This is a genomic window from Bradyrhizobium sp. 186 (assembly GCF_023101685.1).
Taxonomy (GTDB): Bacteria; Pseudomonadota; Alphaproteobacteria; order Rhizobiales; family Xanthobacteraceae; genus Bradyrhizobium.
On record NZ_CP082164.1, the window covers coordinates 6686728 to 6711398 of the forward strand.

24 protein-coding genes and 2 pseudogenes are annotated in these 24671 nt (G+C 63.1%); 16 read left to right on the top strand and 10 right to left on the bottom strand.

The features are described 5' to 3' along the window. Positions 1–138 precede the first annotated feature (138 nt). Positions 139–477, top strand: coding sequence for a membrane protein insertion efficiency factor YidD (gene yidD, locus IVB18_RS32260; protein WP_247984373.1), 339 nt, complete (start codon positions 139–141; stop codon positions 475–477). Between the two features lie 82 nt (positions 478–559). After that, positions 560–772, top strand: coding sequence for a hypothetical protein (locus IVB18_RS32265; protein WP_247984374.1), 213 nt, complete (start codon positions 560–562; stop codon positions 770–772). 8 nt (positions 773–780) lie between these two features. On the opposite strand, the gene IVB18_RS32270 is transcribed toward IVB18_RS32265, so the two are convergent. From IVB18_RS32270 to IVB18_RS32280, 3 genes are read right to left on the bottom strand one after another with little or no spacing between them, the layout of a single operon-like run. Next, complete coding sequence (locus IVB18_RS32270; protein ID WP_247984375.1) at positions 781–1737, bottom strand: PDR/VanB family oxidoreductase; 957 nt, start codon at positions 1735–1737, stop codon at positions 781–783. After that, the gene (locus tag IVB18_RS32275; RefSeq protein WP_247984376.1) at positions 1734–2255 is read right to left on the bottom strand and encodes an MOSC domain-containing protein; all 522 of its coding nucleotides are present in this window, start codon (positions 2253–2255) and stop codon (positions 1734–1736) included. Before IVB18_RS32275 ends, IVB18_RS32270 begins: the two co-directional genes overlap by 4 nt. A gap of 55 nt (positions 2256–2310) precedes the next feature. Continuing rightward, a complete protein-coding gene (locus IVB18_RS32280; RefSeq protein WP_247984377.1) occupies positions 2311–3624 on the bottom strand; it encodes an MFS transporter in 1314 nt (437 codons plus the stop codon). 357 nt (positions 3625–3981) lie between these two features. Here IVB18_RS32280 and IVB18_RS32285 point away from each other — a divergent pair, with 357 nt between their 5' ends. After that, positions 3982–4545 (top strand): cupin domain-containing protein, encoded by a 564-nt coding sequence (locus IVB18_RS32285; protein WP_247984378.1) that lies wholly within the window; start codon positions 3982–3984, stop codon positions 4543–4545. A 21-nt stretch (positions 4546–4566) separates the two neighbouring features. On the opposite strand, the gene IVB18_RS32290 is transcribed toward IVB18_RS32285, so the two are convergent. Both IVB18_RS32290 and IVB18_RS32295 read right to left on the bottom strand, forming a co-directional pair. Beyond that, positions 4567–5781 (bottom strand): hypothetical protein, encoded by a 1215-nt coding sequence (locus tag IVB18_RS32290; RefSeq protein WP_247984379.1) that lies wholly within the window; start codon positions 5779–5781, stop codon positions 4567–4569. 2 nt (positions 5782–5783) lie between these two features. Beyond that, the gene (locus tag IVB18_RS32295; protein ID WP_247984380.1) at positions 5784–7151 is read right to left on the bottom strand and encodes an amino acid permease; all 1368 of its coding nucleotides are present in this window, start codon (positions 7149–7151) and stop codon (positions 5784–5786) included. Between the two features lie 315 nt (positions 7152–7466). Between IVB18_RS32295 and IVB18_RS32300 the strand changes: the two genes are divergently transcribed. After that, entirely contained in the window at positions 7467–8786 is a 1320-nt protein-coding gene (locus IVB18_RS32300) for an alpha/beta hydrolase (protein ID WP_247984381.1), read from the top strand. Between the two features lie 107 nt (positions 8787–8893). Here the strand turns inward: IVB18_RS32300 and IVB18_RS32305 are convergent, their stop codons facing one another. Next, entirely contained in the window at positions 8894–9274 is a 381-nt protein-coding gene (locus tag IVB18_RS32305) for a hypothetical protein (RefSeq protein WP_247984382.1), read from the bottom strand. A 91-nt stretch (positions 9275–9365) separates the two neighbouring features. After that, on the bottom strand, positions 9366–10535 hold the full coding sequence (locus tag IVB18_RS32310; RefSeq protein WP_247984383.1) for an MFS transporter: 1170 nt from the start codon (positions 10533–10535) through the stop codon (positions 9366–9368). A 185-nt stretch (positions 10536–10720) separates the two neighbouring features. On the opposite strand from IVB18_RS32310, the gene thrS reads away from it, so the two are divergent. Continuing rightward, complete coding sequence (gene thrS, locus IVB18_RS32315) at positions 10721–12769, top strand: threonine--tRNA ligase (protein WP_247984384.1); 2049 nt, start codon at positions 10721–10723, stop codon at positions 12767–12769. 7 nt (positions 12770–12776) lie between these two features. Here the strand turns inward: thrS and IVB18_RS32320 are convergent, their stop codons facing one another. Further along, the gene (locus IVB18_RS32320) at positions 12777–13148 is read right to left on the bottom strand and encodes a transcriptional regulator (RefSeq protein WP_247991784.1); all 372 of its coding nucleotides are present in this window, start codon (positions 13146–13148) and stop codon (positions 12777–12779) included. Continuing rightward, positions 13117–13461 carry a type II toxin-antitoxin system HigB family toxin gene (locus IVB18_RS32325; protein ID WP_346732565.1) on the bottom strand — a complete coding sequence of 115 codons (345 nt, stop codon included), beginning with the start codon at positions 13459–13461 and terminating at the stop codon, positions 13117–13119. Before IVB18_RS32325 ends, IVB18_RS32320 begins: the two co-directional genes overlap by 32 nt. A 146-nt stretch (positions 13462–13607) precedes the next feature. Between IVB18_RS32325 and IVB18_RS32330 the strand changes: the two genes are divergently transcribed. Together IVB18_RS32330 and IVB18_RS32335 are read left to right on the top strand one after the other, a co-directional pair. Beyond that, complete coding sequence (locus IVB18_RS32330; protein WP_247984386.1) at positions 13608–14171, top strand: nitroreductase; 564 nt, start codon at positions 13608–13610, stop codon at positions 14169–14171. Between the two features lie 63 nt (positions 14172–14234). Beyond that, on the top strand, positions 14235–15503 hold the full coding sequence (locus IVB18_RS32335) for a serine hydrolase domain-containing protein (RefSeq protein WP_247984387.1): 1269 nt from the start codon (positions 14235–14237) through the stop codon (positions 15501–15503). On the opposite strand, the pseudogene IVB18_RS32340 reads toward IVB18_RS32335, so the two are convergent. Then, a pseudogene (locus IVB18_RS32340) lies at positions 15489–17952 on the bottom strand (EAL domain-containing protein). The gene IVB18_RS32335 and the pseudogene IVB18_RS32340 overlap by 15 nt on opposite strands. Positions 17953–18667: 715 nt before the next feature. Here IVB18_RS32340 and IVB18_RS32345 point away from each other — a divergent pair. From IVB18_RS32345 to IVB18_RS32385, 9 genes and pseudogenes are all read left to right on the top strand, one after another. Next, positions 18668–19918 carry a site-specific integrase gene (locus tag IVB18_RS32345; protein WP_247984388.1) on the top strand — a complete coding sequence of 417 codons (1251 nt, stop codon included), beginning with the start codon at positions 18668–18670 and terminating at the stop codon, positions 19916–19918. A gap of 106 nt (positions 19919–20024) precedes the next feature. Continuing rightward, entirely contained in the window at positions 20025–20477 is a 453-nt protein-coding gene (locus IVB18_RS32350; RefSeq protein ID WP_247984389.1) for a hypothetical protein, read from the top strand. Positions 20478–20587: 110 nt separating this feature from the next. Next, on the top strand, positions 20588–20860 hold the full coding sequence (locus tag IVB18_RS32355) for a hypothetical protein (protein WP_247984390.1): 273 nt from the start codon (positions 20588–20590) through the stop codon (positions 20858–20860). An 80-nt stretch (positions 20861–20940) separates the two neighbouring features. Continuing rightward, positions 20941–21450 carry a DUF3102 domain-containing protein gene (locus IVB18_RS32360; RefSeq protein WP_247984391.1) on the top strand — a complete coding sequence of 170 codons (510 nt, stop codon included), beginning with the start codon at positions 20941–20943 and terminating at the stop codon, positions 21448–21450. Between the two features lie 16 nt (positions 21451–21466). After that, positions 21467–21910, top strand: coding sequence for a hypothetical protein (locus tag IVB18_RS32365; protein ID WP_247984392.1), 444 nt, complete (start codon positions 21467–21469; stop codon positions 21908–21910). A 70-nt stretch (positions 21911–21980) separates the two neighbouring features. After that, positions 21981–22379: a hypothetical protein gene (locus tag IVB18_RS32370; protein WP_247984393.1), complete on the top strand. Its 399-nt coding sequence runs from the start codon at positions 21981–21983 to the stop codon at positions 22377–22379. Between the two features lie 225 nt (positions 22380–22604). Beyond that, entirely contained in the window at positions 22605–23528 is a 924-nt protein-coding gene (locus IVB18_RS32375) for a hypothetical protein (RefSeq protein WP_247984394.1), read from the top strand. 51 nt (positions 23529–23579) lie between these two features. Continuing rightward, positions 23580–23948: a hypothetical protein gene (locus IVB18_RS32380; RefSeq protein WP_247984395.1), complete on the top strand. Its 369-nt coding sequence runs from the start codon at positions 23580–23582 to the stop codon at positions 23946–23948. A gap of 252 nt (positions 23949–24200) precedes the next feature. Next, positions 24201–24631: pseudogene (locus IVB18_RS32385) on the top strand (bifunctional DNA primase/polymerase); the annotation flags it as partial. Between the last annotated feature and the right edge of the window lie 40 nt (positions 24632–24671).

The following is a 24671-nucleotide window of genomic DNA, read 5'->3' on the forward strand; positions in this document are numbered from 1 at the left end:
CGGGGGAATACAGATCGTCCATATGGACTTGCTGCACTGCTCCCTAAAAACATGCAAAATATGGCGCCCAAACAACAGTTTGCTGTTCCCTGCGCCGGAACCGCGCAACACCTCGCCCACGATCGCAGCAAAGCGCCCATGAAGTATTCAGCCTGCGAGCATTATTCCAATCCCGTCGAGGGTGCGCGCCGGCTCCCGCGCAGATTCGGCCGCGCGCTGATCTGGCTGTACCGGCACACGCTGTCGCCGCTGGTCGGTTACAATTGCCGTCACCTGCCGACCTGCTCCGTCTACAGCGACGAGGCGATTGAACGGTTCGGACTCTGGGCCGGCGGCTGGATGACGCTCGCGCGCCTGTTGCGCTGCAATCCCTTCGGCACCTCGGGCATCGACAACGTGCCTCTCACCACTCCGCGAGGCGCGCGCTGGTATCTGCCCTGGCGCTACGGCCGCTGGCGCGGCGTGAATGCTTCCTAACCTCGCTACCTCGCTGCATGGCTAGAGGGAACCGCAACTTCCCGCTCGCGTTGATGTGATGCTCCCGCGGGAGGAAACAACAATGCGCTGGAAAATCAGCCCACATTTTCACTTCAGGCTGGGTCCAAATCCCAAGATCAGTCCGAGGGGTCACGATCCCAGAACCATCGACATGCTCGCCATCATAGCGCTACTCGCGCTCGTGCTCGGCTCCGGCTGGTATCTGGCGACGAGCTTCACCACGCCGCCCGGCACGACGGCGTTCATCGTGCCCAGCCAGAGCGTGCACTGGTAGACTGGACTTTAGAGATCCAGCACCAGCCGGTCCGCGTCTGATCCGGCGACACAGATCATGAGATATCGTTCGCGTTCGTAGGGCGACAGGATCCGGTCGCGGTGCACGGGCTTACCCTCGAGCCAGCCGACCTTGCAGGCACCGCAGATGCCGCCACAGCAGGAGGTCGAGATATCGATGCCTCCTTCCTGCAAGGCAGCCAGCATGGTCTGGCCCGCACGAACCTCGATTTCGGTTCCCGTGCGCGCCAGTGACAGCGTGAAGGGCTTCGCGTCGGGATCGATGACCGGTGGCGGTGCAACGAAACGCTCGATATGAACATTGGCTGCGGGCCACGTGGCGGTTACCCGTTCGAAATCATCGATCATGCTTTCCGGCCCGCAGCACGCGACCAGCGTCGCCGCTCCGCGCTCCCCGACCAGCGACGCGAGATCCGGACGTCCTCCCCGGGACGTGCGATGCACGACGATGCGACCGTCATCGATCAATGGCGCGAGGTGAGACGCGAGCGGCACCTCCTCGCGCGCAATCAGATGCAGCGCGAAGTCCGCATCTCCTGTCCGCGCGAGGTGCCGCGCCATCGACAGGAACGGCGTTACGCCGATACCGCCCGCGATGAACACGTAGCGCGCGATGCGCGCGTCGGACGCCAGCCCGCCGCGCGGCAGCGAGACGCCGATGACGTCGCCGATCCCGACCTCCTCGTGAAGCGCGCGCGAACCGCCGCGCCCGTCCGCCTCGCGCTTCACCGCGATGACATAACGCGTGTTGTCCGCAGGCTCGTTGCACAGCGAATAGGTCCGGACGAGACCGTTCGGCAGATGCAGATCGATGTGCGCGCCGGGCTTGAACGGCGGCAGCTCCCAATGATCGGGATCGACCAGCGTAAACACCTTGATCCCCGCACCGCCATCCTCGATGCCGGCGACAACCGTCTTGATCGTCGTTATGGGCCGCGCGCTCATGCCGCGTTCCGCACGGTGTCGCCGACCCTGACGATGCCGCCTTGCAAGATCCTGCAATTGAGGCCCGAGCGGTTGATGAGCGGATCGAAGATCGCCTTGCCGGTGATCTCCTCGATATGCCGGCATGGAATCGACAACCGGGTTGCTTCCAACAGGGTCTCACCTAACCAGAAGCGGCGGCCGACGAGGTGGTTCAACGGGACGCCCTCGACCGTCACGTTGCGTCGATGCTCCTCAAGGCCGAGCTCGATTCCCGCGTCACGCTTGAGCGCGACCAACGTCTCGAGCTCGAACAGGGTGACCTGCCGGCCCTCTTCGGGCTTGTGCGAATAAAATCCTTCCTCGCGCCCGATCATGTAGCGGTCGCCCTCGATCCCTTTGCCGGCGACCAGGGCAAGCTCCTCCATCGCGCGCATCGGCAGGAACGCGCGCGGGGCGAGATGGAGGAAGCGGACCAAGCCAGTCCAGCCGAGGCGTGCTGTGCTATGCGCCGAGCCAGCGTCTATCTCATCGAGCATGACAGAATCCTTGTGGGAAGCGAAGGCGCGCCGCAAGAAGCGGCGCGCCGCGGGATCACGTCAATTCCTTGTTCGCCATCTCCGGCGCGAACGTGGTCGCAGTCGCTGTGATGGCCGCACAGCCGATCAGCAGCAGCGAAACCGGCCAGGTGGCACCGCCGCTCCAGGCCATCAGAGAGGCCGCAATCAGCGGCGTCAACCCGCCGCTCAAGGCCGCACCGACCTGAAACCCGAGCGAAGCCCCGCTGTAACGCAGGCGGGCGGAGAACAGTTCGGAGTACCAGGGCGCGCCGATGCCGAACATCACCATCTGGCCGAAGGTGATCGCGACCACGATGGTGCAAATGACGATGGTGGGATCGCGGGTATTGAGCAGCCAGAACAGCGGGAAGGCAAACAGCGCCGAGAACAGGCAGCTCGCATAGAACATCGTCTTGCGGCCGAGCAGGTCGGACAGCCAGCCGAACAGCGGAATGGCGAACAGCGCGACCAGCGATGCCGCGAAGGCGCCGTTCAGCACCACCGCGCGAGACAGGCCGAGATTGGCCGTGGCGTAGGACATCACGAACACGCCGCCGATGCTGGCATAGGCGATCTCGGAAATCTTCAAGCCAACCGCGGTAAAGAAGGGCCTGCGGTGATGCTTGAAGATCTCCACCACCGGCAGCTTCGCGACATCCTTCTTGGCCTGGACCTGACGAAAGGCGGACGTCTCCTCCATGTTGAGGCGGATGTAGAGACCGACGCCGACGAGGACGATCGAGATCAGGAACGGGATGCGCCAGCCATAGGTCATGAAGTCGCTTTCCGGCAGGCTCGCCACCAGCGCGAACATGCCGATCGCGGCGAGATTGCCGATGGGGTTGCCAACCTGCACCATGCTGCCGAGCAGGCCGCGGCGGTGCGTCGGGCAGTTCTCCACCACCATGAGCACGGCGCCGCCCCATTCACCGCCGAGGCCGATGCCCTGGAGGAATCGCAGGCCGATCAGGAGCAGTGGCGCGGCGATGCCGATCTGCTGATAGGTCGGAAGCAGACCGATCAGGAAGGTGCCGATGCCCATCACCATGATGGTGATCGCGAGCATCGCCTTGCGGCCGACCCGGTCGCCGTAGTGACCGAAGATCGCAGCGCCAAGCGGCCGCGCCAGGAATCCAACCGCGTAAGTGCCGAAGGCCGCGATCGTGGCGAGCGTGGGATTGCCGGCAGCGAAGAAGACCTTGTTGAAGACCAGCGCGGTCGCGGTGCCGTAGATGAGGAAGTCGTACCATTCGACCGCAGTGCCGATCACGCTCGACCACACGATACGTCGCAAGTTCGCCGTCTCGTCCGGCGCTACATTCAGGGCTACGTCGTCTGCTACGGTCATCGATCTCTCCAAAAAGTACCGGCGCCTGGGAAAAGCAGTTGGCTCTGTCCGTGGAGCCCATCGGCAGCCAGGAACGTCAAAAATCGATCATGTTTACTGATGGAAATCAATGACACCGAACGCGGCAAATGCCGCACAGAACGGCATAACGCGTGAATTGCACTATTTTTCAGCTGAATTCAGCGATATTCCAACCGATTTGCTCACAATATCCGCGACCCTGCTTGAAATTTCTGCGCAAAAGTTTTCCTTGGGAATACACCTGCCTGCGACCCGGAAAGGGAGCGTGCGCCGCCGGGCTGGCAGTCGGGCGGCATCTGTTGCAAAAGAGAGATCAGCAGTTCGGGAGACTCATGCGTGCTTGACGTCAGCAAAGCGGCAGCCGTTGGGGCCAACATTCGCCAGGCGCGGATAGCTAAGGGCCTGACGCTGGACCAGCTCGCCAAGCAGAGCGATCTCACGCGCGGCTACATCTCGCTGGTCGAGCGGAACCTGAAGATCCCTTCGCTCGCCGCCCTGCTGCGGATGGCCGCCGCGCTCGAGGTCAATGTCGCGAACTTCTTCGACCCCAACGCCGAGCCCGCGCCGCGCTACACCCTGTTCCGCCGTGAAGGCGGCAACGTGCCGCTGTTTCAGGACACTTTTGGCGTGGTCCCGCTGGCAACTGGCCGCACCCGCAAGATGATGGAACCGTTCCTGCTGAGCCCGCCGCACAAATCGGCGACGCGCGCCTCGCATGCGGGCGAGGAGTTGCTGTTCGTCATCAACGGCAAGATCGCGATCAAGCTCGATGGCGAAGAACTTGTCCTCGGCAAGGGCGATTGCCTGTATTTTTCAGGCGAGACACCGCACGAGGTCAGGAGCCTCGGCCGGCAGAAGGCAGAGGTCCTGGTCGTCGTGGCCCAGACCCCGGCGGCATAACGCCGGGGCTTAGCACCAGGCTTAACGGAACCAAAAGAAGCGCCCGGGCGGCGGCGGAATCGGTTCGGGCGGACGCGGCCGCTTCGGGCGCTGCGGTTTTGGCGTCGGTTCGGCCGACGAGGTGGTCTCCGCTCCCGGCGCGGTCTCGCTTCCCGGCACCCTCACCGACAGCAGCAAGTTCGACTCGTGCATGCGCCACCGATAGCCGACGCCGAAGTCGATCGGCTGCGCGCGCGTGAACAATTCCGCGTAACGCTCCTGATAGCGGCCGGGGAATTCGCTGATCGGTCCGAGATAGCGGCCGAACGGGAAGAACCGCCATTGCCGCGCATTGTAGTTCGCAAGCGGAACGCCGGAATCGTCCTGGAGGATGGTCGCGCTGTTGGCGAGCAGCCAGTCGCGAACGGTGGTGAAGTTGCCGGAGTGCAGCAGATAGGACGCGCTCTTGATCAGGCTGTTGCCGGGTCCCAGCGTCTCGCAGAACTTCAGGAAGCCCGCCGCGCGTGCGCCGGGATTGGAAAGATCGGTCGAGAAATAATACAACGTGCGCGCCTCGCCGTCGCTGCCGGCAAAGTTGATGCGGACGCCGCGGGTGACGTTCGGCCCCGGATTGTCGTTGCCAATGTGCATCCGGCCCTTGTCGTCGAGCGCGACCATCTCGACATTGCGGATGGTCTTGCCGGAGCGCGCGAGGAAGACATAGAGGATCGGCAAGGTGCCGTTGACCTGGTTGGCATGCAGGTCGACCTTCATTTGCTTGGTGATGAAGAAGGAGAAGCTCAGGATCGATCCCAGCGAGCGTTCGACATTGTAGAGCGCGGCGCCGGCCGAACCGCGCGGAAGCCTCGTCAGGTCGGGCACCGCACCGACCGGCTCAAGCGCGCCGAGCACATAGGTGCTGGCCTTGGAATAGAAGGCATTGGCGTAGAGAAAATCCGGGCCGCTGAACATGTAGAACATGGTCGGCTTGGGCGCAGCCAGATTGACCTCGGCCCAATTGCGAATTTTCGACAATTGCCGCTGCTCGAGCTGGGCAAAGGCGCCGTCGAAGAATTTTGCGTGGCGCTGCCAGCCCGGGTCCTTTGTCAGCGGCATCAGCGGCGAGTCCGCCGAAGGCTGCATGCCTGCGAGGAAGCGCGCGGTGTCGTCGAAGGTGACCTCGGCAGCACGTGCGGACGAGATGGCCGCAGCCAGCAGGGCAAGAGCGACGGCCGCAATTCTCAGGGATCGAAACATGTTTATTCGCGATGTGATGAAGTGGCAGCGGCGACTGGCCGCCTGCGGAAAACGGCATAAATCAACAGGCCCGAGAGCATGACGAGCATCCCCGCGAGCGACTGCACCGGCCGCTCGGTCAAAAGGTAGTACATCATGAACGCGGTCACGAGCAGGAAAATGAGAGGCGTGAACGGGTATCCCCAGGTGCGATAGGGCCGCGGCAGGTCGGGATCGGTGATGCGCAGCTTGATGACGCCGGCGACCGTGAAGAACGAGCAAAACAGCAGTGCGAACTGGATGAAGTCGAGCACCGCCTCGAAGCTGCGCGTGAACAGGAGCAGGTTCGAGACAGCAAGCTGGAACAGGACGGCATAGGCCGGCGCGCCGCTCACCGACCTCCGCGAGAACACGCGCAACGCCGGAATATCCTCCCCCATCGTCATCATCACCCGCGGCCCGATCCACATCATCGCGCTAATCGAGGAGATGAGGCCGAAGCAGATCATCGCGCCGACGATCCTGCCGCCGAGGCTGCCGAAGATGGCGCTGCCGGCGACGCTTGCGACGTCGAGCTGGCCGGCGAGCGCGCCAACCGGCGTGGAGTAGAGGAAGACCGCATTCAGCGCGACGTACAGAACCAGCACGATCAACGTACCCGCGAGCAGCGCGCGCGGCAGGTTCCGCTGCGGCATGTTCATCTCGCCGATGATATAGGTGGCGGCGTTCCACCCCGAGAATGAATACATCACGAAGACGAGCCCTATCGCGAAGGGCGCGCTGACGATGTGAGCAAGGTCGCCGGATTGCGGCGTGAAGGAGATCGGCTGCGGCACGCCGATAACGAAGCCGGCAACCAGGAAGGCAACGATCAGCACGACCTTCAAAATGGTCGAGATCAGCTGGAAGGTCGAGGAATGCCTGACGCCGGTCAGCTGCACGAGCGACACCAGCCACACGACGGCAATGGCGAGCGGAATCGGCGGCAGATCGGGGACGACCGATTTGGCATATTCGCCGAACGCCATCGCAGCGAGCGCAACCGGCGCAGCAAAGCCTACCGTCGCCGAGACCCAACCAGCGAGAAAGCCGAACGCGGGATGATAGGCACGGCCGAGGAAGTTGTATTCGCCGCTCGAGCGCGGAAACATCGCGCCGAGCTCGCTGTAGGAGAACACGCCGCACAGCGCCACGATGCCGCCGATCGTCCACAGCAACAGGATCGAGAAGCCCGAGGGGATATCCTTGACCTGGAAGCCAAGGCTCGTGAAGACGCCGACCCCGATCATGTCGGCCACGACGATGGCGGTTGCAACCAGAACGGAGACCCCCGACCCGCTCCCGGTCAGCCGGCCAGTCCAGGGCGCGGTTCGCGCATCTGATGCCGTCATCGGGGGTCCTTAACCTCAGGCGTCACGCCTCGTGGGACGCATGGTGCAGCTTGGTTCAGTCAATTCAAGCAGGGTTAACAAGGGTTAAATGAGGCGCGCCCGAATAGGTATCTGCCCACCTTCTATGCACGCTTTTGGGAATAAACCCGTAGTTGACGGCCGAAAACCCTCTTCCCCTCCCACAATCGCGACACGATTACGTGGTCCTTTTGAGCGTTCCGGATGTGGGGAAGTTTCTCCGGACACTTAACGTCACCTAAACGCCAGTCGGCTCAATTAGCCTAAACATTGCCGCTGGATCGGGGTCATGGGTGGATGGTCGGGGCCGTTCCTAACGTGAGAGCTGCCATTCGCGCCCATCGGACGACGTCCGGTGGGTGCGGTCGTGCGCTCCGGACCGGGCTGATCTCAGCCTTGGTGCCGTTGTCGCTGACGCTGGTTCAATGCGGCAAGGCGCCCAATCCGGCCGCACTCGCGGCGAACTCGCAGGCCAACGTTCAAATCGTCGCCAAGACCAATCCGCAAGTGGCAAGCGCTGATACGTTCGAGGATCGCTTCCCTGCCCCGCAGTTCAGGGAGCGCTTCCCCTCCGCGAGCGAGAGCTTCCTGCAACGGCAGATGTCGGACTTCTCGCCCAAGCGCGCCGTGCAGCAGCAGCCGGAGCAGGCGCCCTACAAGGTGGCCTCGCTCGAGCCGCAGGTCCCCTACCAGCGTCCGCCGCGTGAAGACCTGACGACGCTCGTCAGCATGAAATCCTCGGCCTTCCCGTATTTCGGCAACAACCCCGCCTCCGAGGCGCCCTTCCTCAACATCGCCAAGGGCGACCGCCGCGGCCACCGCAGCTATTCGGGGCGCGTCTACTGGCAGGACGAGACTTACAACGACAGCCGCGTGCTGATGCACGTTCCCGACCATTTCGACGTGCGCAAGCCAGGCGTGATCGTGGTGTTCTTCCACGGTAACGGCGCGACGCTGGAGCGGGACGTGCGCGACCGGCAGCTTGTGCCGCAGCAGATCACCGATTCCGGCGCCAACGCCATCCTGCTGGCGCCCCAGATGGCCGTCGATGCCGCCGATTCCAGTGCCGGCAAGTTCTGGCAGCCCGGCGGCTTCAAGCGCTTCATGGAGGAATCGGCCAACCACCTCGCCCGCGTCACCGGCGATCCCAACAGCGCGCGCGCTTTCGCCAACATGCCGATCGTGATCGTCGGCTATAGCGGCGGCTTCCTGCCGACCGCCTGGAGCCTCGAAGTCGGCGGCATCAGCGACCGCGTCCGCGGCGTCGTGCTGCTCGATGCCGTCTATGGCGAAATGGACAAGTTCGCCTCCTGGATCGAGAGCCACCGCTCCGGCTTCTTCGTCAGCTCTTACACCCACTACACCGCACGGCGCGACCGCGAGCTGATGAGTATGCTGCGGCAGAAGGGCATCGGCGTCTCTGAGGACATGGACGGACCGCTGCGTCCCGGCAGCGTGGTGTTCGTCGAAACCGGCGACGGTATCACCCATCGCGACTACGTGAACCGCGCGTGGACGCAATATCCGCTCAAGGACGTACTGGTGAAGATGTCGGCGACGCCATCGCTGGCGCTGACGCGTGTTGCGGCCACCAGTTCGTCCGCATCGAGCCGCTAGTTCGATATTGCGCGGCCGGCACGCTGCAAGTGCCGGGTGTGGCCTTCAGGGCCGTGCTGAGCCGGATCAGCGACTAACCGTCCGGCTCGAACCGCAGCCCTTAATCCTCAGTTCTTGGGCAGCTTCGGAATGCTCTCGGCAAAGCCGTTGAAGCAGGCCAGCCGTTCGTCCTCTTCCTTGAAGAAGCGGCAATCGGCAACGCCCTTGGCCTTCGCCGGCTTGGGCTTCGGCGTCGGTGGGATCACCCCGTCGTAGCAACTGAGCCGGTCCTTGGTGCCGTCATCGATGTCGAGGCAGGCCTGGAGCCGCACCGCGATCGATTGCGGCTTGCCCTTCGGCGCCGCAGCGGCCGGCTTGGCAGCCGCCTCTTTGGTACCCTTGGGCTTGACCTGCACCAGGGGCTTGTCCCCCACCATCGGCGGCTTGTCGGTTTGCGCGAACGCGGCGGCTGAATAGAGCACCGCGGCAACCGCCAGAATCATCCTCATTTCAGTCAACCCTCTTTGGTCCCCGAGCCTCGCCTTCTAGCGCCCTCCCGCGCCGTTTGCCAAGCGCCTTACGCACAGGAAAACGCTGGCTTCAGGCCGGAGCGGCGGCCGACCGCGGCCGGGTCAGCACGACGATGATCAGCGCCAGCACCACGAAACCGACCGCCACAAAGCCGAGCAGGTGCAGCAGTTCGCGGGCGAACAGCAGTCCGCCGATGGCAGAGCCGACAGCCTGGCCGATATAAAGGACGGACGTGTTGAGCGCGACAGTCGCCGATGCAAGCGGTGGTGCGGCCGCGACCAGCCGGACCTGCTGCATCGAATTGGTCGAGGCAAAGCCCAGTCCCCAGATCGCGACCGCGAACGCCATCAAGACGAGGGTGCCGGCGCTCAGCGCCCACCCCGTGATGCCCGCAAGCAACAGGCAGGTGAACAGCAGCGAGGTCCGGTAGGGGCCCCAGGTATCGACGATGCGGGTTGCGATGGCGACGCCGAGAAAGCCGCAGACGCCATAGATGCCGAACACCATGCCGATCGCATCCGGGCTCGCCTCGGTCAGCTTCTTGAGCAGCGGGCCCATAAAGGTGAACACCACGAACTGCCCGGACATTTGCAGCATCGTGACCGCGAGCAGGAGCAGAATCGTTCTGCTGCGGCCGACCTCGGCCCAGGTCTTCAAATCCACCGGCGTGCCCTTCAAGCCGCCAGGCAGACGCATCAGCAGCAACAGGAAACTGATGCAGCCGAGCGCGCCGATCCCACCATGAGCCGCACGCCAGCCATAGCGGCTGGCGATGAAGGTGATCAGCGGAAGACCGACGGCGGCGGCTAACGACCAGCCGAGAAAGATATAGGCAATCGTGCTGCCGCGCCGCTCCACCGGCACGATCAGCGCCGCCGTACCGGCAGCCTGCGGCGTATAGAGCGCACCAACGGCGAGCATCACCAGGCGGATGACGAGGAGGTTCGTGTAGTCGGGTGCAAATGCCGAGGCGAGATTGCCGACGGCGAGCACCGCCAGCGTCGTCGTGAGCAGCGTGCGCCGTTCGATGTGGCTGGTCAGCCAGGCCGTCAGCGGCGAGCCAAGGCACAGCGTGATCGCGCCGAACGTGATCAGAAGCCCGGCCGCGTGGATGCTGATCCCGAGCCCTGCAGATAATTCCGGCAGCATGCCCGCGGGCGCCAGAACCGAGCAGCCGGTGACGATATTGCCGAGCATCAGGGCGGTTGGCACGAAACGGCCGGCACTGGACTTTTTCATGCAAGTGCATGTAGCGGAGACCCGCGGCCGGTTAAAGGGCCCGCGCGAAATAGTTGGTGCACCGTCACGGCTTTTGCGCGCCACTTTCTTGGAATTGCCGGATTGCACAGGCCGAATCGCCTGATATATCGCTCGTTCCCGCTTACCTGCGCTCGTTCGCAGGAGTGAGCCTCAGGAGAAAAGCAATGACCGACCAGCCCAAGTCCGAGTCCGGCTTCCAATACAGCCTCAGCAATCTGAGACCCGTGACCCCTCCGGAAAAAATCACCCTCACCTTCCCCGATGGCGCCCGGCGCGAATACGCCAAGAGCACCACCGGCATGGAGATCGCCAAGGGCATCTCGCCGTCGCTGGCCAAGCGCACGGTAGCGATGGCGCTCGACGGCGAGCTCGCCGACCTCAACGATCCTATCGAGAACGACGCCAAGATCGAACTGGTCAACCGCGACGATCCGCGCGCGCTCGAATTGATCCGCCACGACTGCGCGCACGTGCTGGCGGAAGCCGTGCAATCGCTGTGGCCGGGCACCCAGGTCACCATCGGTCCGGTGATCGAGAACGGTTTCTACTACGACTTCTTCCGCAACGAGCCGTTCACGCCGGAAGACTTTGCCGCGATCGAGAAGAAGATGCGCGAGCTCATCGCGCGCGACAAGCCTTTTACGAAAGAGGTTTGGGATCGCGAAAAAACAAAACAGGTGTTCCGCGACAAGGGCGAGGCGTTCAAGGTCGAGCTGGTCGATGCCATTCCCGGCAACGAGCCGATCAAGATCTATTACCAGGGCGACTGGTTCGATCTGTGCCGCGGCCCGCACATGACCTCGACCGGCAAGGTTGGCAGCGCCTTCAAATTGATGAAGGTGGCCGGCGCCTATTGGCGCGGTGACAGCAACAACCCGATGCTGACCCGCATCTACGGCACCGCCTTTGCCAAGCAGGAGGACCTCGACGCTTACCTCAAGCAGATCGAGGAAGCCGAAAAGCGCGACCATCGCAAGCTCGGGCGCGAGCTCGACCTCTTCCACTTCCAGGAGGAAGGCCCGGGCGTCGTGTTCTGGCACCCGAAGGGCTGGACCGTCTTCCAGCAGCTCATCGCCTATATGCGCCGGCGCCTGACCGGCGACTACAACGAGGTCAACGCGCCGCAGATCCTCGACAAGTCCTTGTGGGAGACCTCCGGCCACTGGGGCTGGTATCGCGAGAACATGTTCGCGGCGCAGTCGGCCGGTGACGAGGCCGAGGACAAGCGCTGGTTCGCGCTGAAGCCGATGAACTGCCCCGGCCACGTGCAGATCTTCAAGCATGGCCTGAAGAGCTACCGCGACCTTCCGCTTCGCCTCGCCGAGTTCGGCGTGGTGCATCGCTACGAGCCCTCCGGCGCCATGCACGGCCTGATGCGCGTGCGCGGCTTCACCCAGGACGATGCGCATATCTTCTGCACCGAGGATCAGCTCGCCGAGGAATGCCTGAAGATCAACGATCTCATTCTGTCGACCTATGCTGACTTCGGCTTCACCGGCGATCTCACGGTGAAGCTCTCGACCCGGCCCGACAAGCGCGTCGGCACGGACGCGATGTGGGATCACGCCGAGCGCGTGATGGCGACGGTGCTGCGCGAGATCCAGTCGCAGAACAATCACATCAAGACCGAGATCAATCCGGGCGAAGGCGCGTTCTACGGGCCGAAGTTCGAATATGTGCTGCGCGACGCCATCGGCCGCGACTGGCAGTGCGGCACCACGCAGGTCGACTTCAACCTGCCGGAGCGGTTCGGCGCTTTCTACATCGATCATGACGGTGGCAAGAAGCCGCCGGTGATGGTGCATCGCGCGATTTGCGGCTCGATGGAGCGCTACATCGGCATCCTGATCGAGCACTATGCCGGCAACTTCCCGCTCTGGCTCTCGCCGGTGCAGGCGGTGGTCACGACCATCACCTCGGAAGGCGACGAGTATGCCAAGCAGGTCCTGGACGCCGCGCGGCGCGCGGGGCTTCGGGTCGAGATCGACCTGCGCAACGAGAAGATCAACTACAAGGTCCGCGAGCACTCGCTGGCCAAGATCCCGGCGCTGCTTGTGGTCGGCAAAAAGGAAGCCGAGACGCACTCGGTCTCCGTCCGCCGGCTCGGCAGCGACGGGCAGAAGGTGATGCCGACGGCCGAGGCGATCGCAGCCCTGGTCGAGGAGGCCACCCCGCCGGATGTCGCGCGGATGCGGGCGGCTGCGACGGCCTGATCAGCGATTAGGCGGCCCGATCCTGCCCGACTTTAATGAGGGACTCTGCGGGAATGCCGAGTCCCTCATGCAGCCGTCTAATCATGTTGAGCGTCAATTCACGCCGGCGGTTGAGCACTTCATGAACCCGATTTCGGCTGCCGATAAAAGGAATTAGGTCGCGCGGCTGCAAGCCGCTCTGCTCCATATGATATTTGATCGCTTCGACTGGATCCGGAAGATCCAGCCGGTAGCACTTTCGCTCCCACGCCTCCACCAGCGTGACAAGTACGTCAAGCCGATCCCCCTCAGGTGAATTGCGCCGGGCGTTCATCAGCGTCTCGATCTCTCTGAGTACGCGGCGATATTCACGGTTGGACTTGATTGGTGCGACTTCCATCATTGGCCCTCCAAATTGTTTGCGCGTCGATGGCGTCATATTGCCGGTGTGTTCCGACGAAGCGGATATAGACCACGCGGTATGGATAGTTGATCCAGACCACGACGCGATATTTATTGCCGGCGACATTGAAGACGACACGGCCATCCCTGAGGATGCCAGCGTTGCGGACGTCCCTTTTGACATCTGCGGGCTTCGCCCAATCAGCCTGCTTCACCTGCCGGAACCAGGCCATCAACGGCTCACGGGCATCGGAGACTTCGGCACCCCGATCAAGAAACGCCTTGATCGTGCTCAACGCTATGATCCTCATTCGAGACATCTTAACATAGTCCCAAATTGGGACCAACACTTTTCAACCTGTGCAGAAGCCGTCCTGATAATCCCTCTAAAATCCCTTCCAATTGCCTTCGGGCAACCCTATCTCGGGCGAGAAACAGCGACCAAGAGGAAGCCCCCGTGCCCGACGCCATCGAACTCCTGAAGACCCGCCGCTCGGTCAAGCCGCGCGAGATGACCGGGCCCGGTCCCTCGCCGGCTGAGATCGAGACCATTTTGACCATCGGCGCCCGCGTGCCCGACCATGGCAAGCTCGCGCCCTGGCGCTTCATCATCTTCGAGGGCGAGGGCCGGCAGCGCGCCGGCGAGGTGATCGCGAAGGTGTTTGCCCGGAAGAATCCGGGTGCGCCCGCGGCCGATGTCGAGACCGAGCGGAAACGCCTCACCGACGCGCCGCTGGTGATCGGCATCGTCAGCTTCACCAGGCCGCATCCGAAGGTGCCGGCCTTCGAGCAGGAATTGTCGGCGGGCGCCAGCGCCATGAACATCGTCACGGCCGCGACCGCCCTCGGCTACGGCGCCTGCTGGCTGACCGGTTGGTTCGCCTTCGATCGCGACGTACTGGACGGGCTTGGCCTGAAGCCGGATGAGAAGCTCGCAGGCTTTGTGCACATCGGCAAGCCGACCAAGCCGAGCGAGGATCGCCCGCGACCGGTCCTTTCTGAAATCGTGACCCGGTTTTAATCGAAGTCTTGTTGACGGCTCGAACGTCTTGCGGCTTTGTTCCCGGGCAGGGAGGAAGCCCGGATGAGACGGCGCGAATTTCTGGTCGGGGCCGCGCTGTTGGCCGGCACGATGGCACGAAGCCGGGCCGCCAACATCCCTCCGCCTGCGGCCAACGGGCTCGACCGCATCACCGCATTCTTTGACAACGAGATGACGAGCGGCCGGCTGCCCGGCGCCGTGATTCTGGTCCAGCAGCACGGCAAGCCGGTCTATCTGAAGACATTCGGCGTGCGCGACGTCAGGACCGGCCTTGCGATGACGCCGGACACGATCTTTGCCATCCACTCGATGACCAAGCCGATCACGTGCCTTGGCGCCATGATGCTGATCGATGAGGGCAAGCTCGCGCTCGCCGATCCCGTGTCGAAATACATCCCCCTCTTTGCCGATACCAAGGTGGGACTGGAGGTCACCAATCCCGACGGCACGCTGAAGGTGGATCTCGTGCCACCGCTCCGTCCCGTCAATATCGAGGATTTGCTGCGGCACACGTCGGGGATCAGCTACGATTACATCGGCGGCAAATGGGTCGAGCAGGCCTACAAGGCCGCGGATATTTTCGAAGGTCCTTTCAACAACAGGGAGTTCGCCGACCGGATCGCAAAACTGCCGCTGGCGCGGCAGCCGGGGACGCTGTGGCGCTATGGCCATTCCACCGACGTGCTCGGCAGCGTCATCGAGATCATTTCCGGGCAGACGCTCTACGAATTCCTGAAGCGACGCATCTTCGACCCGCTCGGCATGAACAGCACCAAATTCGTGCTGGCGATGGAAGACGAGCTTGCGCGGATGGCGCGGCCGCTGCCGAAAGACTACATCCTGCTCGCCGCCGAGCGCGAGCGCCTTGACCATCCTGAATGGCAGTCGGGTGGCGGCGGCCTGCTCTCGACCATCACCGATTATCAGCGCTTTTCGCAAATGCTGCTGAACGGCGGCGAGTTCGACGGCAAGCGCTACTTGAGCCTGGCCGCGTTCAAGGCCATGACCACCGATCACGTCGGGCCCGGCTCCGGTGTCGGGCGCGACTATTTCTATTTCCCGGGCGACGGCTTCGGCTATGGCTACGGCCTTGCCGTGCGCACCGACCCCGGCAACGCGAAACCGCCGCCGCCGGGCTCGATCGGCGAGTTGAAGTGGGACTCGGGCAGCGGCACCTATTTCGGCGTCGATCCCAAGCTCGACATGGTCTACCTCATGATGCAGCAGACCCAGAACGAGCGCAGCCGCATCACGCCCGCCTTCAAGGCGCTGGTCTACGACTGCTTCCCGCCCGAACTACGCCGCCCGTGACGCGCGCTGGCCGAAATCGGCGAGCAGTTTTGCGATTTCGGCAGCAGGCCGCGCCGCGCTGAACAGGAAACCCTGCACCTCGTTGCAGCCCTCGGCGCGCAGCCATTCGAGCTGATCCTCGGTCTCGACGCCTTCCGCAGTCGTGGTGATGTTGAGGCTGCGGCCGAGCCCCGAGATCGCGCGCACGATCGCGACGCAATCGGGCCCGTTGCGCCAAGTCCTTGACGAAGGAGCGGTCGATCTTGATCTTGTCGAAGGGGAAGCTTCTGAGATAGCTGAGGCTGGAATAACCGGTGCCGAAATCATCCATGGAAATGCTGACACCGAGCTCACGCAACTGATGCAATATTGCGAGATTGGCATCGGTCTCGGCCAGGAAGATCGACTCGGTGATCTCGAGCTCGAGCCGCTTCGGCGACAGGCCGGATTGCGCCAGCGCCGAGATCACGACCTGAACCAAATTGCGGCTGCGGAACTGCGCCGGCGACAGATTGACCGCGACCTTGACGTCGGCAGGCCATTTCACGGCTTCGGCGCACGCCTCGCGCAGCACCCACTCGCCGAGCTGGGAGATCAGGCCGATGTCCTCGGCAACCGGGATGAATTCCGCCGGCGAGATCATGCCCTTGTCGGGGTGCCGCCAGCGCAACAGCGATTCGAAGCCGGAGATGCGGTCGGATACGATCGACACCAGCGGCTGGTAGTGCAGCTCGAACTCGCCATTGGCGAAGGCGCGGCGCAGATCGAGCTCCATGTCGCGACGCTTCTGCGCCTGGAGGTCCATCTCCCGCTCGAAGAAATGATGCACACCGCCGCCGTCGGACTTCGCCCGGTACAGCGCCATGTCGGCGTTGCGCATCAATTCCTCCGACGTCGTGCCATCGCCCGGCGACAGCGCGATGCCGATGCTGGCGCCAATCACCATTTCCTGGCCATCGAGGTCATAGGGCGCCTTCAGCATGTCGATCAGCAACGTCGCACAGGCGCTGGCCTCGTTCGGTGAGACATCGGCCGCCAGGATCACGGCGAACTCGTCACCGCCAAGCCGTGCCGCGAGATTGGCGCCGCGGACCGCGGTGGTCAGACGTTCAGCAACCTGCTTCAACAAGCGGTCGCCCGTCGGATGCCCGAAGGAATCGTTGATGTTCTTGAACAGGTCGAGGTCGATGTAGAGCACGCCGACCCGCTTGCCGCCGGCCTGGTCGAGCGACTGCTTCAGCCGCTCCTGGAAATATTCGCGGTTCGGCAGGTCGGTCAGCCCGTCATGGTGAGCCATGTGGGCGATCCGCGCCTCGGCCTTGCGCCGCTCGGTGATGTCCACCACCGCGACCAGATAGCCGTCGCGATCGTCGAAGGCAACGCGGCGGCCGAAGGTGAGCACCTCGATCTCGCTGCCGTCGGCGCGCAGATGCCGCCAGTTGCGCGAGGAATGATAGGTGTCGCCGATGCGCTCAAGCGCCTCGGCGTGGCTGTCCCATTCGTCCTCGGGCCATATCTCCGGCAGTGTCATGCGCAGGAAGGCGGCGCGGCTGTAGCCGTAATGCTGGACGGCGGCGTCGTTGACGCTGAGGAATTCCTTGGTCTGTCCGTCGAACACCCACATCGGCATCGGGTTGTTGTCGAACAGCAGGCGGAACGAGGCGTCGCGCCGTTTCAGCGCGGTGACATCCGAGATCGTCAGCGAGACAACGTCGGCGAAGGCGGTGGCGCTCAACCGGAGATTCCGGCCCTCGCTTTCGATCTCGATCTGTTCGCCGCGACCGCCGGAGACGGCCTTGAGCAGAAACTTGATGATGTCGGGTGACGCGAGCAAATTGTCCCCCTCGCCGATCCGACGCCACAACAGGCCCGCGTTTGCGGCCTTCAGCAGCATGCCGGCGCTCTTGTTGTGATGCACGATTTGGAGATCGAACGGCTTGCCGCTGGCGTCACGCAGCGTCGCCAGCGAGACGACCGCGTCGTCAGTCGAGGAGAAGATCGCGTCCAGCAGATTGTATTGCGCACCGCGCTCGTTGATGTAGGCCCCGACCAGCGTGGCGCCCCAGCGCGAGGCGGTCGGCAGTGCCAGCAGATCGTAGGTCCTGACCATGCCGTCGCGCACGCAATGCGCACTCGCATGATGCGGTCGCCCGTTCTCGAGCGCGCTCGCCACCGCTTCCGACAGGGCCGTGGCGCAATCGGGCGAGAGCTCTGCGACCGGAATGTCCCAGCGCTCCTCGCCGAGCCATTTCTGCACGTAACGTCCGCTGCGCGACAATTCGAGCGCGCCGTCGCCCTTGAGCAGTGCGATGTGGTCGGCGAGCCGGCCGAGGCTGCCGAGCATCACGTCTTCGTAGCGCGGCAGCCGTTCGCCCGGCTTCAACGCGGCACGCCATTTGCGCTGAAGCACCGGTATGTCGTCGAACATTTCGCTAGCCGGTTTTCCCGGCATCTTCTTCGCGGCAGTCATTGCAGTCCCCAACGCACTTTCCCGCCGCATCCAATGCAACCCCGCTTAATGGCTTGTAAAAAGCGCGCAGGCGCGGGTTGCAATCGGCGATTATGACAGTTTTAAATCAGGTGTTGGTTAGTGCGCGTTAGAGACTATGACAGTTTTGTTTGGTGGGCTGTTGTGACCACAATGTCGCGCGGCTCTCGGCGTCGTCCCGGCGAAGGCGGGGAGATATCTCGCGCAACTGCATCAACACCGTCATTGCGAGCGCAGCGAAGCAATCCAGACTGCCACCGCGGAAAGACTCTGGATTGCTTCGCTGCGCTCGCAATGACGGCATGTGAGTGAGAGCGTCGCACTTGCGATTCGCATTTCCAATTGCGGACACACCTTCGCATCCTCGCGGCGCATTTCACCCGAGCTTTGCTTCGTCGCCTTACCCTCTCGAATGAAAGAGGGCGCAGGGAAGACCGGGAGCCGGCTGGCTCCCATGGCCCGCTATGCGCGAGGTAGGTTTGCGCTACAGTGCACAGCGGGAGAACCACAGGGCAGCCAGAACATCCCGGCCTTCCCTGCGCAGGGGAAAATTATGATGCGTATGGAGTTGTAGAGAGCTGCGTGGAGTATCTAAATTATTGATTTTACTAGAATTATCCCCGCATAATGCCATACGTATTCATCGGCATTCGCCGACATCATCGCGACACTTCGCGAGACACGGGGGGCAAATATCATGGCACGCAAGGTCAGCTTCAGCGCACTTGAAAGCCGCAGCGCCCGGCTGCGCCTGAAAATCCGCCGCAGGCCGTACAGCGGCCCATCGCTCGCGCGCGGCATCATGCTCTTGTACCGGCGCAACAAGACCAACGGCACCTGGGTGCTCAAGGCCAGCGACGGCCACGGCCACTACTGGACCAAAGCTTTCGGGTGCGCCGACGACTACGACGACAGCGACGGCAAGAACGTGCTGACGTTCTACCAGGCGCAGGACGCGGCGAAGAAGCTGGCGCGCGGCGAGGACGGCAGCGCCGACACCGCGCCGATCACGCTGGATGGCGCGCTTACGGCCTATGAACGCGATCTGACAGCGCGCAGCGCGAACCCGTACAATGCTCAATGGCCGCGCGTGCACCTGACGTCCGTGCTGCTCGCGAAACCGGTGGCGCTGCTTACCGCCGCCGAGTTGAAGAAATGGCGCGACGGCATGTTACCCACGATCGCGCCTGCCACAATCAACCGGCTCTGCCGCTGTCTCGCCGCCGCACTCAATCTGGCCGCGCAGCACGACGAGCGCATTCAGAATGCCCAAGCGTGGGAAATCGGACTCGGCGGTTTGCCGGATGCGATAGAAGCCCGCAACGTCGTTCTCTCGGACGATAAGGTGCGGGAATTCGTCAGCACCGCCTACGTTCACGAGCAGCAGTTGGGACTGTTGGTTGACACTTTGAGCATCACCGGCGCGCGGCCGAGCCAAGCCGTGCGGCTGCTCGTTGCCGATCTGCATGATCACCCGGTACGGCCCAAACTGATGATGCCGAAAAGCGCCAAGGGCGGCGGCCGCAACCGTGCGCAGAAGAAGCACGAACGCTACAGCGTGCCGATCACCGCGCAGTTGGCAATCGAGCTGAGGAAAGCCGCGAAAGGTCGCGCCAGCGATGCGCCGTTGCTGCTGCAGAGCGACGGCACGGCATGGGGCAATAATCCCGGTCAAAACTATCATCGCCAAGTTGATAAGATCGTCACCGCCATTGGGCTCGATCCGGCCGTGGTGCAAATCTACGCGTTGAGACATTCCAGCATCGTGCGGATGCTGCTGCAGAATATTCCCATTCGATTGGTCGCGAGCCTGCACAACACGAGCGTCGCGATGATCGAACGAAATTACTCGCGGTTCATCACCGAGTACAGCGACGACATCTCGCGCAAAGCGCTGCTGCAGCATGAGCCCCCGAGCCGCGATAACGTCTTGGCCCTGGCGAGCTGACTCGTCCGCGCCGCTTGCCGACAATATAGTAGCGCTGATACGCTGACGACCGGCTGGGACGCTCGCAACGTCCCAGGCCGGTCTACCTACCCGATGGACGCAACCCATGGGAAAGGCGAAGAAACCTATACCACGCCGCCAACGACGTGACTGCAATGTCGGTGACGCCAATGAAGCCGGCCGGGTACTGACCCGTACGCTGTCCCCTTCGGAGGCAGCGGAGATCGAGGCCGAGTGGGGAAGGCACAAGAAGGCGAGGAGTCTTCTTGATCGGGCGATTGCAATCCAGATGGGCCTGATACCGCCGCCATGGGCGGATGAATCTAAACCAACGACATCCGCCACCAAGCCGGAATCAGAACCGAATAAACTCGGCTGGCAGGAGCGCCTCGTTAAACCGATCTTGCGCGAGTTCTGGCCGTCAGACGGTAAGCCACCAGCAGACCTCTCCAACCAGGTCATCGTTAAGCAGGTCGGAGATGCCTACCAAAAGCGACACCGACGCTCGGTAGCGCGCAACACCATCCTTCGTGCCGCAGGTCGTCTCCTTCGCCAGTGAGCGCTGTCCATTCTGTCCATTTGTCCATGGACATCTGAACACGTGCGTTTTCTCCGCGCAGCTCCATGATCCCGTGTGCATTCGCAATGCACACGCATGGAGACACGTATATGGCCGCCCGTCCCGAAGTGACTGGCCGCAAGATGACGACCGCCGGATCGGAGTCGCGCAGTGTTGCGCATCAACCGCGCGCGCCGCCTCTTGAGGACGAAACAGATGCGTATTCGATTGAAGAATTCTGCCGGCGTCATCGCATCTCGGTCCAGCTATTCTACAAGTTCCGCCACGAGATGCCACCGACGTTCAAGATCGGCGCACGCCGGCTGATCACGCGCGAAGCCGCTGCCGCATGGCGCCGCGAGCGCGAAGCTGCCACCGCCTAAGACGAAGCCCCCGGACTCGACCCTGATGGGTCGATCCGGGGCTTTTTTGTTCCTCGCCGCCAATCAAAGGGAACATCGAGATGACCGAGAATATCGACGCCACCCCTTCAATCGTCAAGCCCGACATCGACACCACCTCCATTCTCGCGGACCATGCAGTCGCGATCCGCCGGCTTGCCAAGCGCGCTCAGGAAGACATCGTTGAAATCGGCCGACACCTTCACGAGGCGCGTGAGCTTCTTGAAGGTCAGTGGCTGGCCTGGCTCGACAGCGAGTTCGGCTGGAGCGACCAAACCGCTCGCCGCTTCATTCATGTCTTTGAACTCAGCCGCGACGGCAAATTCAACAATTTGTTGAATCTCGACCTGCCCATCAGCGTCCTTTACCTGCTGGCCGCGCCGAAGGCTGAAGCGGCCCGCAAGGAGCTCGCCACGCGCTACGCGGCCGGCGAGCAGCTCACGTTCTCCGATGTGAGGGACGTGCTCTCGCGCCAGAGGGCTCAGACCGAGGCCTCGGCCGCGGCGGACAGCGTCCACCACTACGATTGGCGTACTGGAAAGGACGATCATCCCCGGCGATCAGCCTCTTGATGATGGTGAAGAGGGTTTGGGCGATGACGGCGACGATGCTGTCGATGAAGATGATGAGCCCACCGCGGTTGAGCAAGCTACCGCCACCGCGACGCAGCCGTTGTCGAGGACCAGGACCGCGACCACGGCAGCGGCCGCGAGGTCGTTGAGGCGCTCGTTATTCAAAGTCTGGGAAGCCGGCGCGGCCGAGGAACGGAAGATCATCCGCGACCTCGCGCTGGACGAGTTCTTCGCCAGGGCCAGCGGTTCGGAGATCTTCGACCGTATCCCCGCCTACCGGCTTGATGATGAAGTCTGCCGGGATTTTCTCGACAAGCTCACGGTCGACGGAATGCGCACAAGGATGTCGGAGGCCTTCGGTCGTGAGCTTCGCGACCGCATCCCCAAGCCGAAATCCAACCCCACAAAGCGGAAGACACTGAACCTGTCAGCGAATCCCGCTCCCGGTTTCCGGCACTGAGCCGGAAAACGGCCCCACCGTTGGCGCGGCGGGACCGTCAATCGCAATGGCCGATTTAAGGAGATGCCTAATGGCCAGCAACACGTACCACCTCTTGAACTGCGGCGTCAATTTGGCGTCGATTCCAGTCACCGGAAACTTCCTGGCGCACAGCCAGCGCAGCCCGATCGGCCGCGCATTCATTGGGGCCGATCTCGTCACCGGTGCGCAGCAGCTGGTGAAGCCGACGGTCGTGCAGGCGGCATTCTTGGCAGGCACGAACCGCGCCTACGTGTACTGGGCGATCCGGCGCCAGCCCGAGCGCGCCGAGATCGAAGCCGGCGCCATTCCGCTTGTGCCGCCGAAGGCGAACGGCGCCAGCTCGCTGGTGCCTGCCGAAGTCCCCGACTTCCAGCTGGTCGATCTCGCGCGTCGCGTTGGCCCAGACCGGATGCTCGCCGCCGCGGTGGCGGCGGAAGCCGCGGAATAGATCAAACGTTCGGCGCTGCCGGCCCGGTCTTGATCGACCGGTAGCGCCGACTTTGCCCGAGCATTGCCGATGTCACTAAGCCTCTCATGCCAAAGCAAACAGCACCGCCATGCCGACCGTGGTCGCGATCTATACGAGACGCCCAGCATCGCGATCGAAGCGCTGCAGCGCGTCGAGCAGCTTCCGCAGTTCATCTGGGAGCCAGCTGCCGGTCGCGGCGCCATTGTGCGGGTGCTGCGGAGCGCTGGTCATTCGGTGATTGCTTCTGACATCAACAGCTACGATTACGCGCTGGATTTCGTGTGCGATTTCCTGACGGTTAAGCAGGCGCCGACCCGCATCCAGGCGATCGTCACGAATCCGCCCTATCGTCTCGCTGGTCAATTCGTGGCGCAAGCGCTGCGCCTTTGTCCCTTGGTCGCGATGCTGTGCCGCCTGGCTTTCTACGAAAGCCTACGACGCGCACCGATCCTTGATGCCGGCACGCTCGCCCGCGTTCACGTATTCCGGCGTCGCTTGCCGATGATGCATCGCGACGGCTGGAGTGGCCCCACGTGCTGCGTCGGCGATTCCCTTCGCATGGTTTGTCTGGGACCGAAATCACGCTGGCCCCACCACGATCGATCGCATCGGTTGAAAAGGAGTAGGCACATGTCGACCCCGACATTTAAAAATCATCCGGACAAGCCTCGCTTGCTGTCGGCCCGCATCGAAAATATGACCGTCTTCGTGCAGGAAGATGTGCGCTGCGCGGCGTGCGGTCCGGCGCCGGCGCCAAACACGTTGATCTGCAGCCGCAGCGAATTGCTCGCCGCGCTGGCGCGACTGCGCGCCGCCGCAACCGTCGCGACCCATCTAGCGGCCCTGCAGTGGGGCTATGACGACGCCGGGCAGCTCGATCTCTTTCTTGCGCGCCAGCCATCCGACGGCAGCGACAGGATCGACGCCGCAACGAAAGGCGCCGCGCAGGTCGCGGTGCCGGTCAGGCAGCTCGTCGACATGCTCAAGGAGTTCGGCTGCCAGCGGATCTCTATCGAGACCGCCGACAAGCAGCCGATCGTGCTGCGTGGCGACGACGAGAAGCTGGGGCTGATCGCCCCGACAGCATGGAGTTTCCCGCCGACGGAGGTTGCCGCTGCCGTTGCCTAGCCAGCACTCGAACCCAGCCATCCTCGAAGACGCAAGACAGGAGAGAAGCCAATGGACATGACCAAGTTTGCGGGCACGCAATTCATCAAGCTCGATGACGTCCGCGATGGACCGCTACTGGTGCGGATCGCATTCATCAAGGAAGGCAAGTACGACAGGCCTGACGTGATCTTTGAAACCGGCGAGATCCTGTCGCTGAACGCGACCAACACCCGGATTTTGGTGAAAGCCTATGGCGCCGACAGCGATGGCTGGATCGGCAAGGAAATCGAGCTGCAGCTGGGCCAGATCGAATTCCAGGGCGCGGTGCAGGACAGCGTGATCGTCCGGCCCGTCTCGCCGCCGATCCCGTCGCCGCAGCGGACTGCGGCAGCGAAAGCCGCCACGAAGAACGATCTGGATGACGAAATCCCGATGTGACTCACGCGCTGCCCCGGCGACCGCCAAAGCCGCCGGGGCAAAAAGCGGACAGCAGGAGGCTGTCCAAGAAACAAGAGAGACACCACCGAAGGGGTCGACCTTCAGATGACGCCGAAATATTCCAGCCCGCCTTCGGATGCAAGTCCGCCGCGCGAGGACGCGCGCCATCGCAGCGGCACCTCACTAATTCCAGGCGATGGCATGACCAATCTAAAAGCCGCTCTTCACTACGCCAGCTTTGGCTTGCCGGTTATGCCGGTGTGGCCGGTGCTGCCGTTCTCGCGCGGCTTCACGTGCAAATGCGGTAAAACTCTGCGCTGCGCCAGTCCAGGCAAACATCCGATACACTATTTGGCCCCTCGCGGCTTGAAGGACGCAACCGTTGATGAAGGGACGATCAAGGATTGGTGGGACTGCGAACCCGATGCCAATATCGCGCTTGCGACCGGCTCCGTCGTCGTGATCGATATCGACCCGCGGCACGGCGGCGACGCTTCGCTCGCGCAACTTGAATCCGATCATGGCAAGATTCCGCCGACTTGGCGCGTCGGCACCGGTGGTGGCGGCCTCCACATATTTTTCAAGGCGCCTACTGATATCGCGATCCGGAATTCCGCCGGCCTTCTCGGCGCCGGCATCGATGTAGCGGATGCGGTGGCTATGTCGTTGCGCCGCCGAGCAGGCACATCAGCGGGGGCCGGTACGCATGGCAGTCCCACCACT

What these genes read in the sequence shown, in the direction of transcription:
- IVB18_RS32380 (WP_247984395.1), top strand. Translation starts at nt 23,580, where the DNA reads ATGGACATGACCAAGTTTGCGGGCACGCAATTCATCAAGCTCGATGAC.
- IVB18_RS32335 (WP_247984387.1), top strand. Translation starts at nt 14,235, where the DNA reads ATGAGACGGCGCGAATTTCTGGTCGGGGCCGCGCTGTTGGCCGGCACG.
- IVB18_RS32370 (WP_247984393.1), top strand. Translation starts at nt 21,981, where the DNA reads ATGGCCAGCAACACGTACCACCTCTTGAACTGCGGCGTCAATTTGGCG.
- IVB18_RS32310 (WP_247984383.1), bottom strand. Translation starts at nt 10,535, where the DNA reads ATGAAAAAGTCCAGTGCCGGCCGTTTCGTGCCAACCGCCCTGATGCTC.
- IVB18_RS32270 (WP_247984375.1), bottom strand. Translation starts at nt 1,737, where the DNA reads ATGAGCGCGCGGCCCATAACGACGATCAAGACGGTTGTCGCCGGCATC.
- thrS (WP_247984384.1), top strand. Translation starts at nt 10,721, where the DNA reads ATGACCGACCAGCCCAAGTCCGAGTCCGGCTTCCAATACAGCCTCAGC.
- IVB18_RS32320 (WP_247991784.1), bottom strand. Translation starts at nt 13,148, where the DNA reads ATGGAAGTCGCACCAATCAAGTCCAACCGTGAATATCGCCGCGTACTC.
- IVB18_RS32275 (WP_247984376.1), bottom strand. Translation starts at nt 2,255, where the DNA reads ATGCTCGATGAGATAGACGCTGGCTCGGCGCATAGCACAGCACGCCTC.
- IVB18_RS32290 (WP_247984379.1), bottom strand. Translation starts at nt 5,781, where the DNA reads ATGTTTCGATCCCTGAGAATTGCGGCCGTCGCTCTTGCCCTGCTGGCT.
- IVB18_RS32280 (WP_247984377.1), bottom strand. Translation starts at nt 3,624, where the DNA reads ATGACCGTAGCAGACGACGTAGCCCTGAATGTAGCGCCGGACGAGACG.
- IVB18_RS32300 (WP_247984381.1), top strand. Translation starts at nt 7,467, where the DNA reads ATGGTCGGGGCCGTTCCTAACGTGAGAGCTGCCATTCGCGCCCATCGG.
- IVB18_RS32305 (WP_247984382.1), bottom strand. Translation starts at nt 9,274, where the DNA reads ATGAGGATGATTCTGGCGGTTGCCGCGGTGCTCTATTCAGCCGCCGCG.
- IVB18_RS32350 (WP_247984389.1), top strand. Translation starts at nt 20,025, where the DNA reads ATGGGAAAGGCGAAGAAACCTATACCACGCCGCCAACGACGTGACTGC.
- IVB18_RS32325 (WP_346732565.1), bottom strand. Translation starts at nt 13,461, where the DNA reads ATGAGGATCATAGCGTTGAGCACGATCAAGGCGTTTCTTGATCGGGGT.
- IVB18_RS32345 (WP_247984388.1), top strand. Translation starts at nt 18,668, where the DNA reads ATGGCACGCAAGGTCAGCTTCAGCGCACTTGAAAGCCGCAGCGCCCGG.
- IVB18_RS32295 (WP_247984380.1), bottom strand. Translation starts at nt 7,151, where the DNA reads ATGACGGCATCAGATGCGCGAACCGCGCCCTGGACTGGCCGGCTGACC.
- IVB18_RS32355 (WP_247984390.1), top strand. Translation starts at nt 20,588, where the DNA reads ATGGCCGCCCGTCCCGAAGTGACTGGCCGCAAGATGACGACCGCCGGA.
- IVB18_RS32360 (WP_247984391.1), top strand. Translation starts at nt 20,941, where the DNA reads ATGACCGAGAATATCGACGCCACCCCTTCAATCGTCAAGCCCGACATC.
- IVB18_RS32265 (WP_247984374.1), top strand. Translation starts at nt 560, where the DNA reads ATGCGCTGGAAAATCAGCCCACATTTTCACTTCAGGCTGGGTCCAAAT.
- yidD (WP_247984373.1), top strand. Translation starts at nt 139, where the DNA reads ATGAAGTATTCAGCCTGCGAGCATTATTCCAATCCCGTCGAGGGTGCG.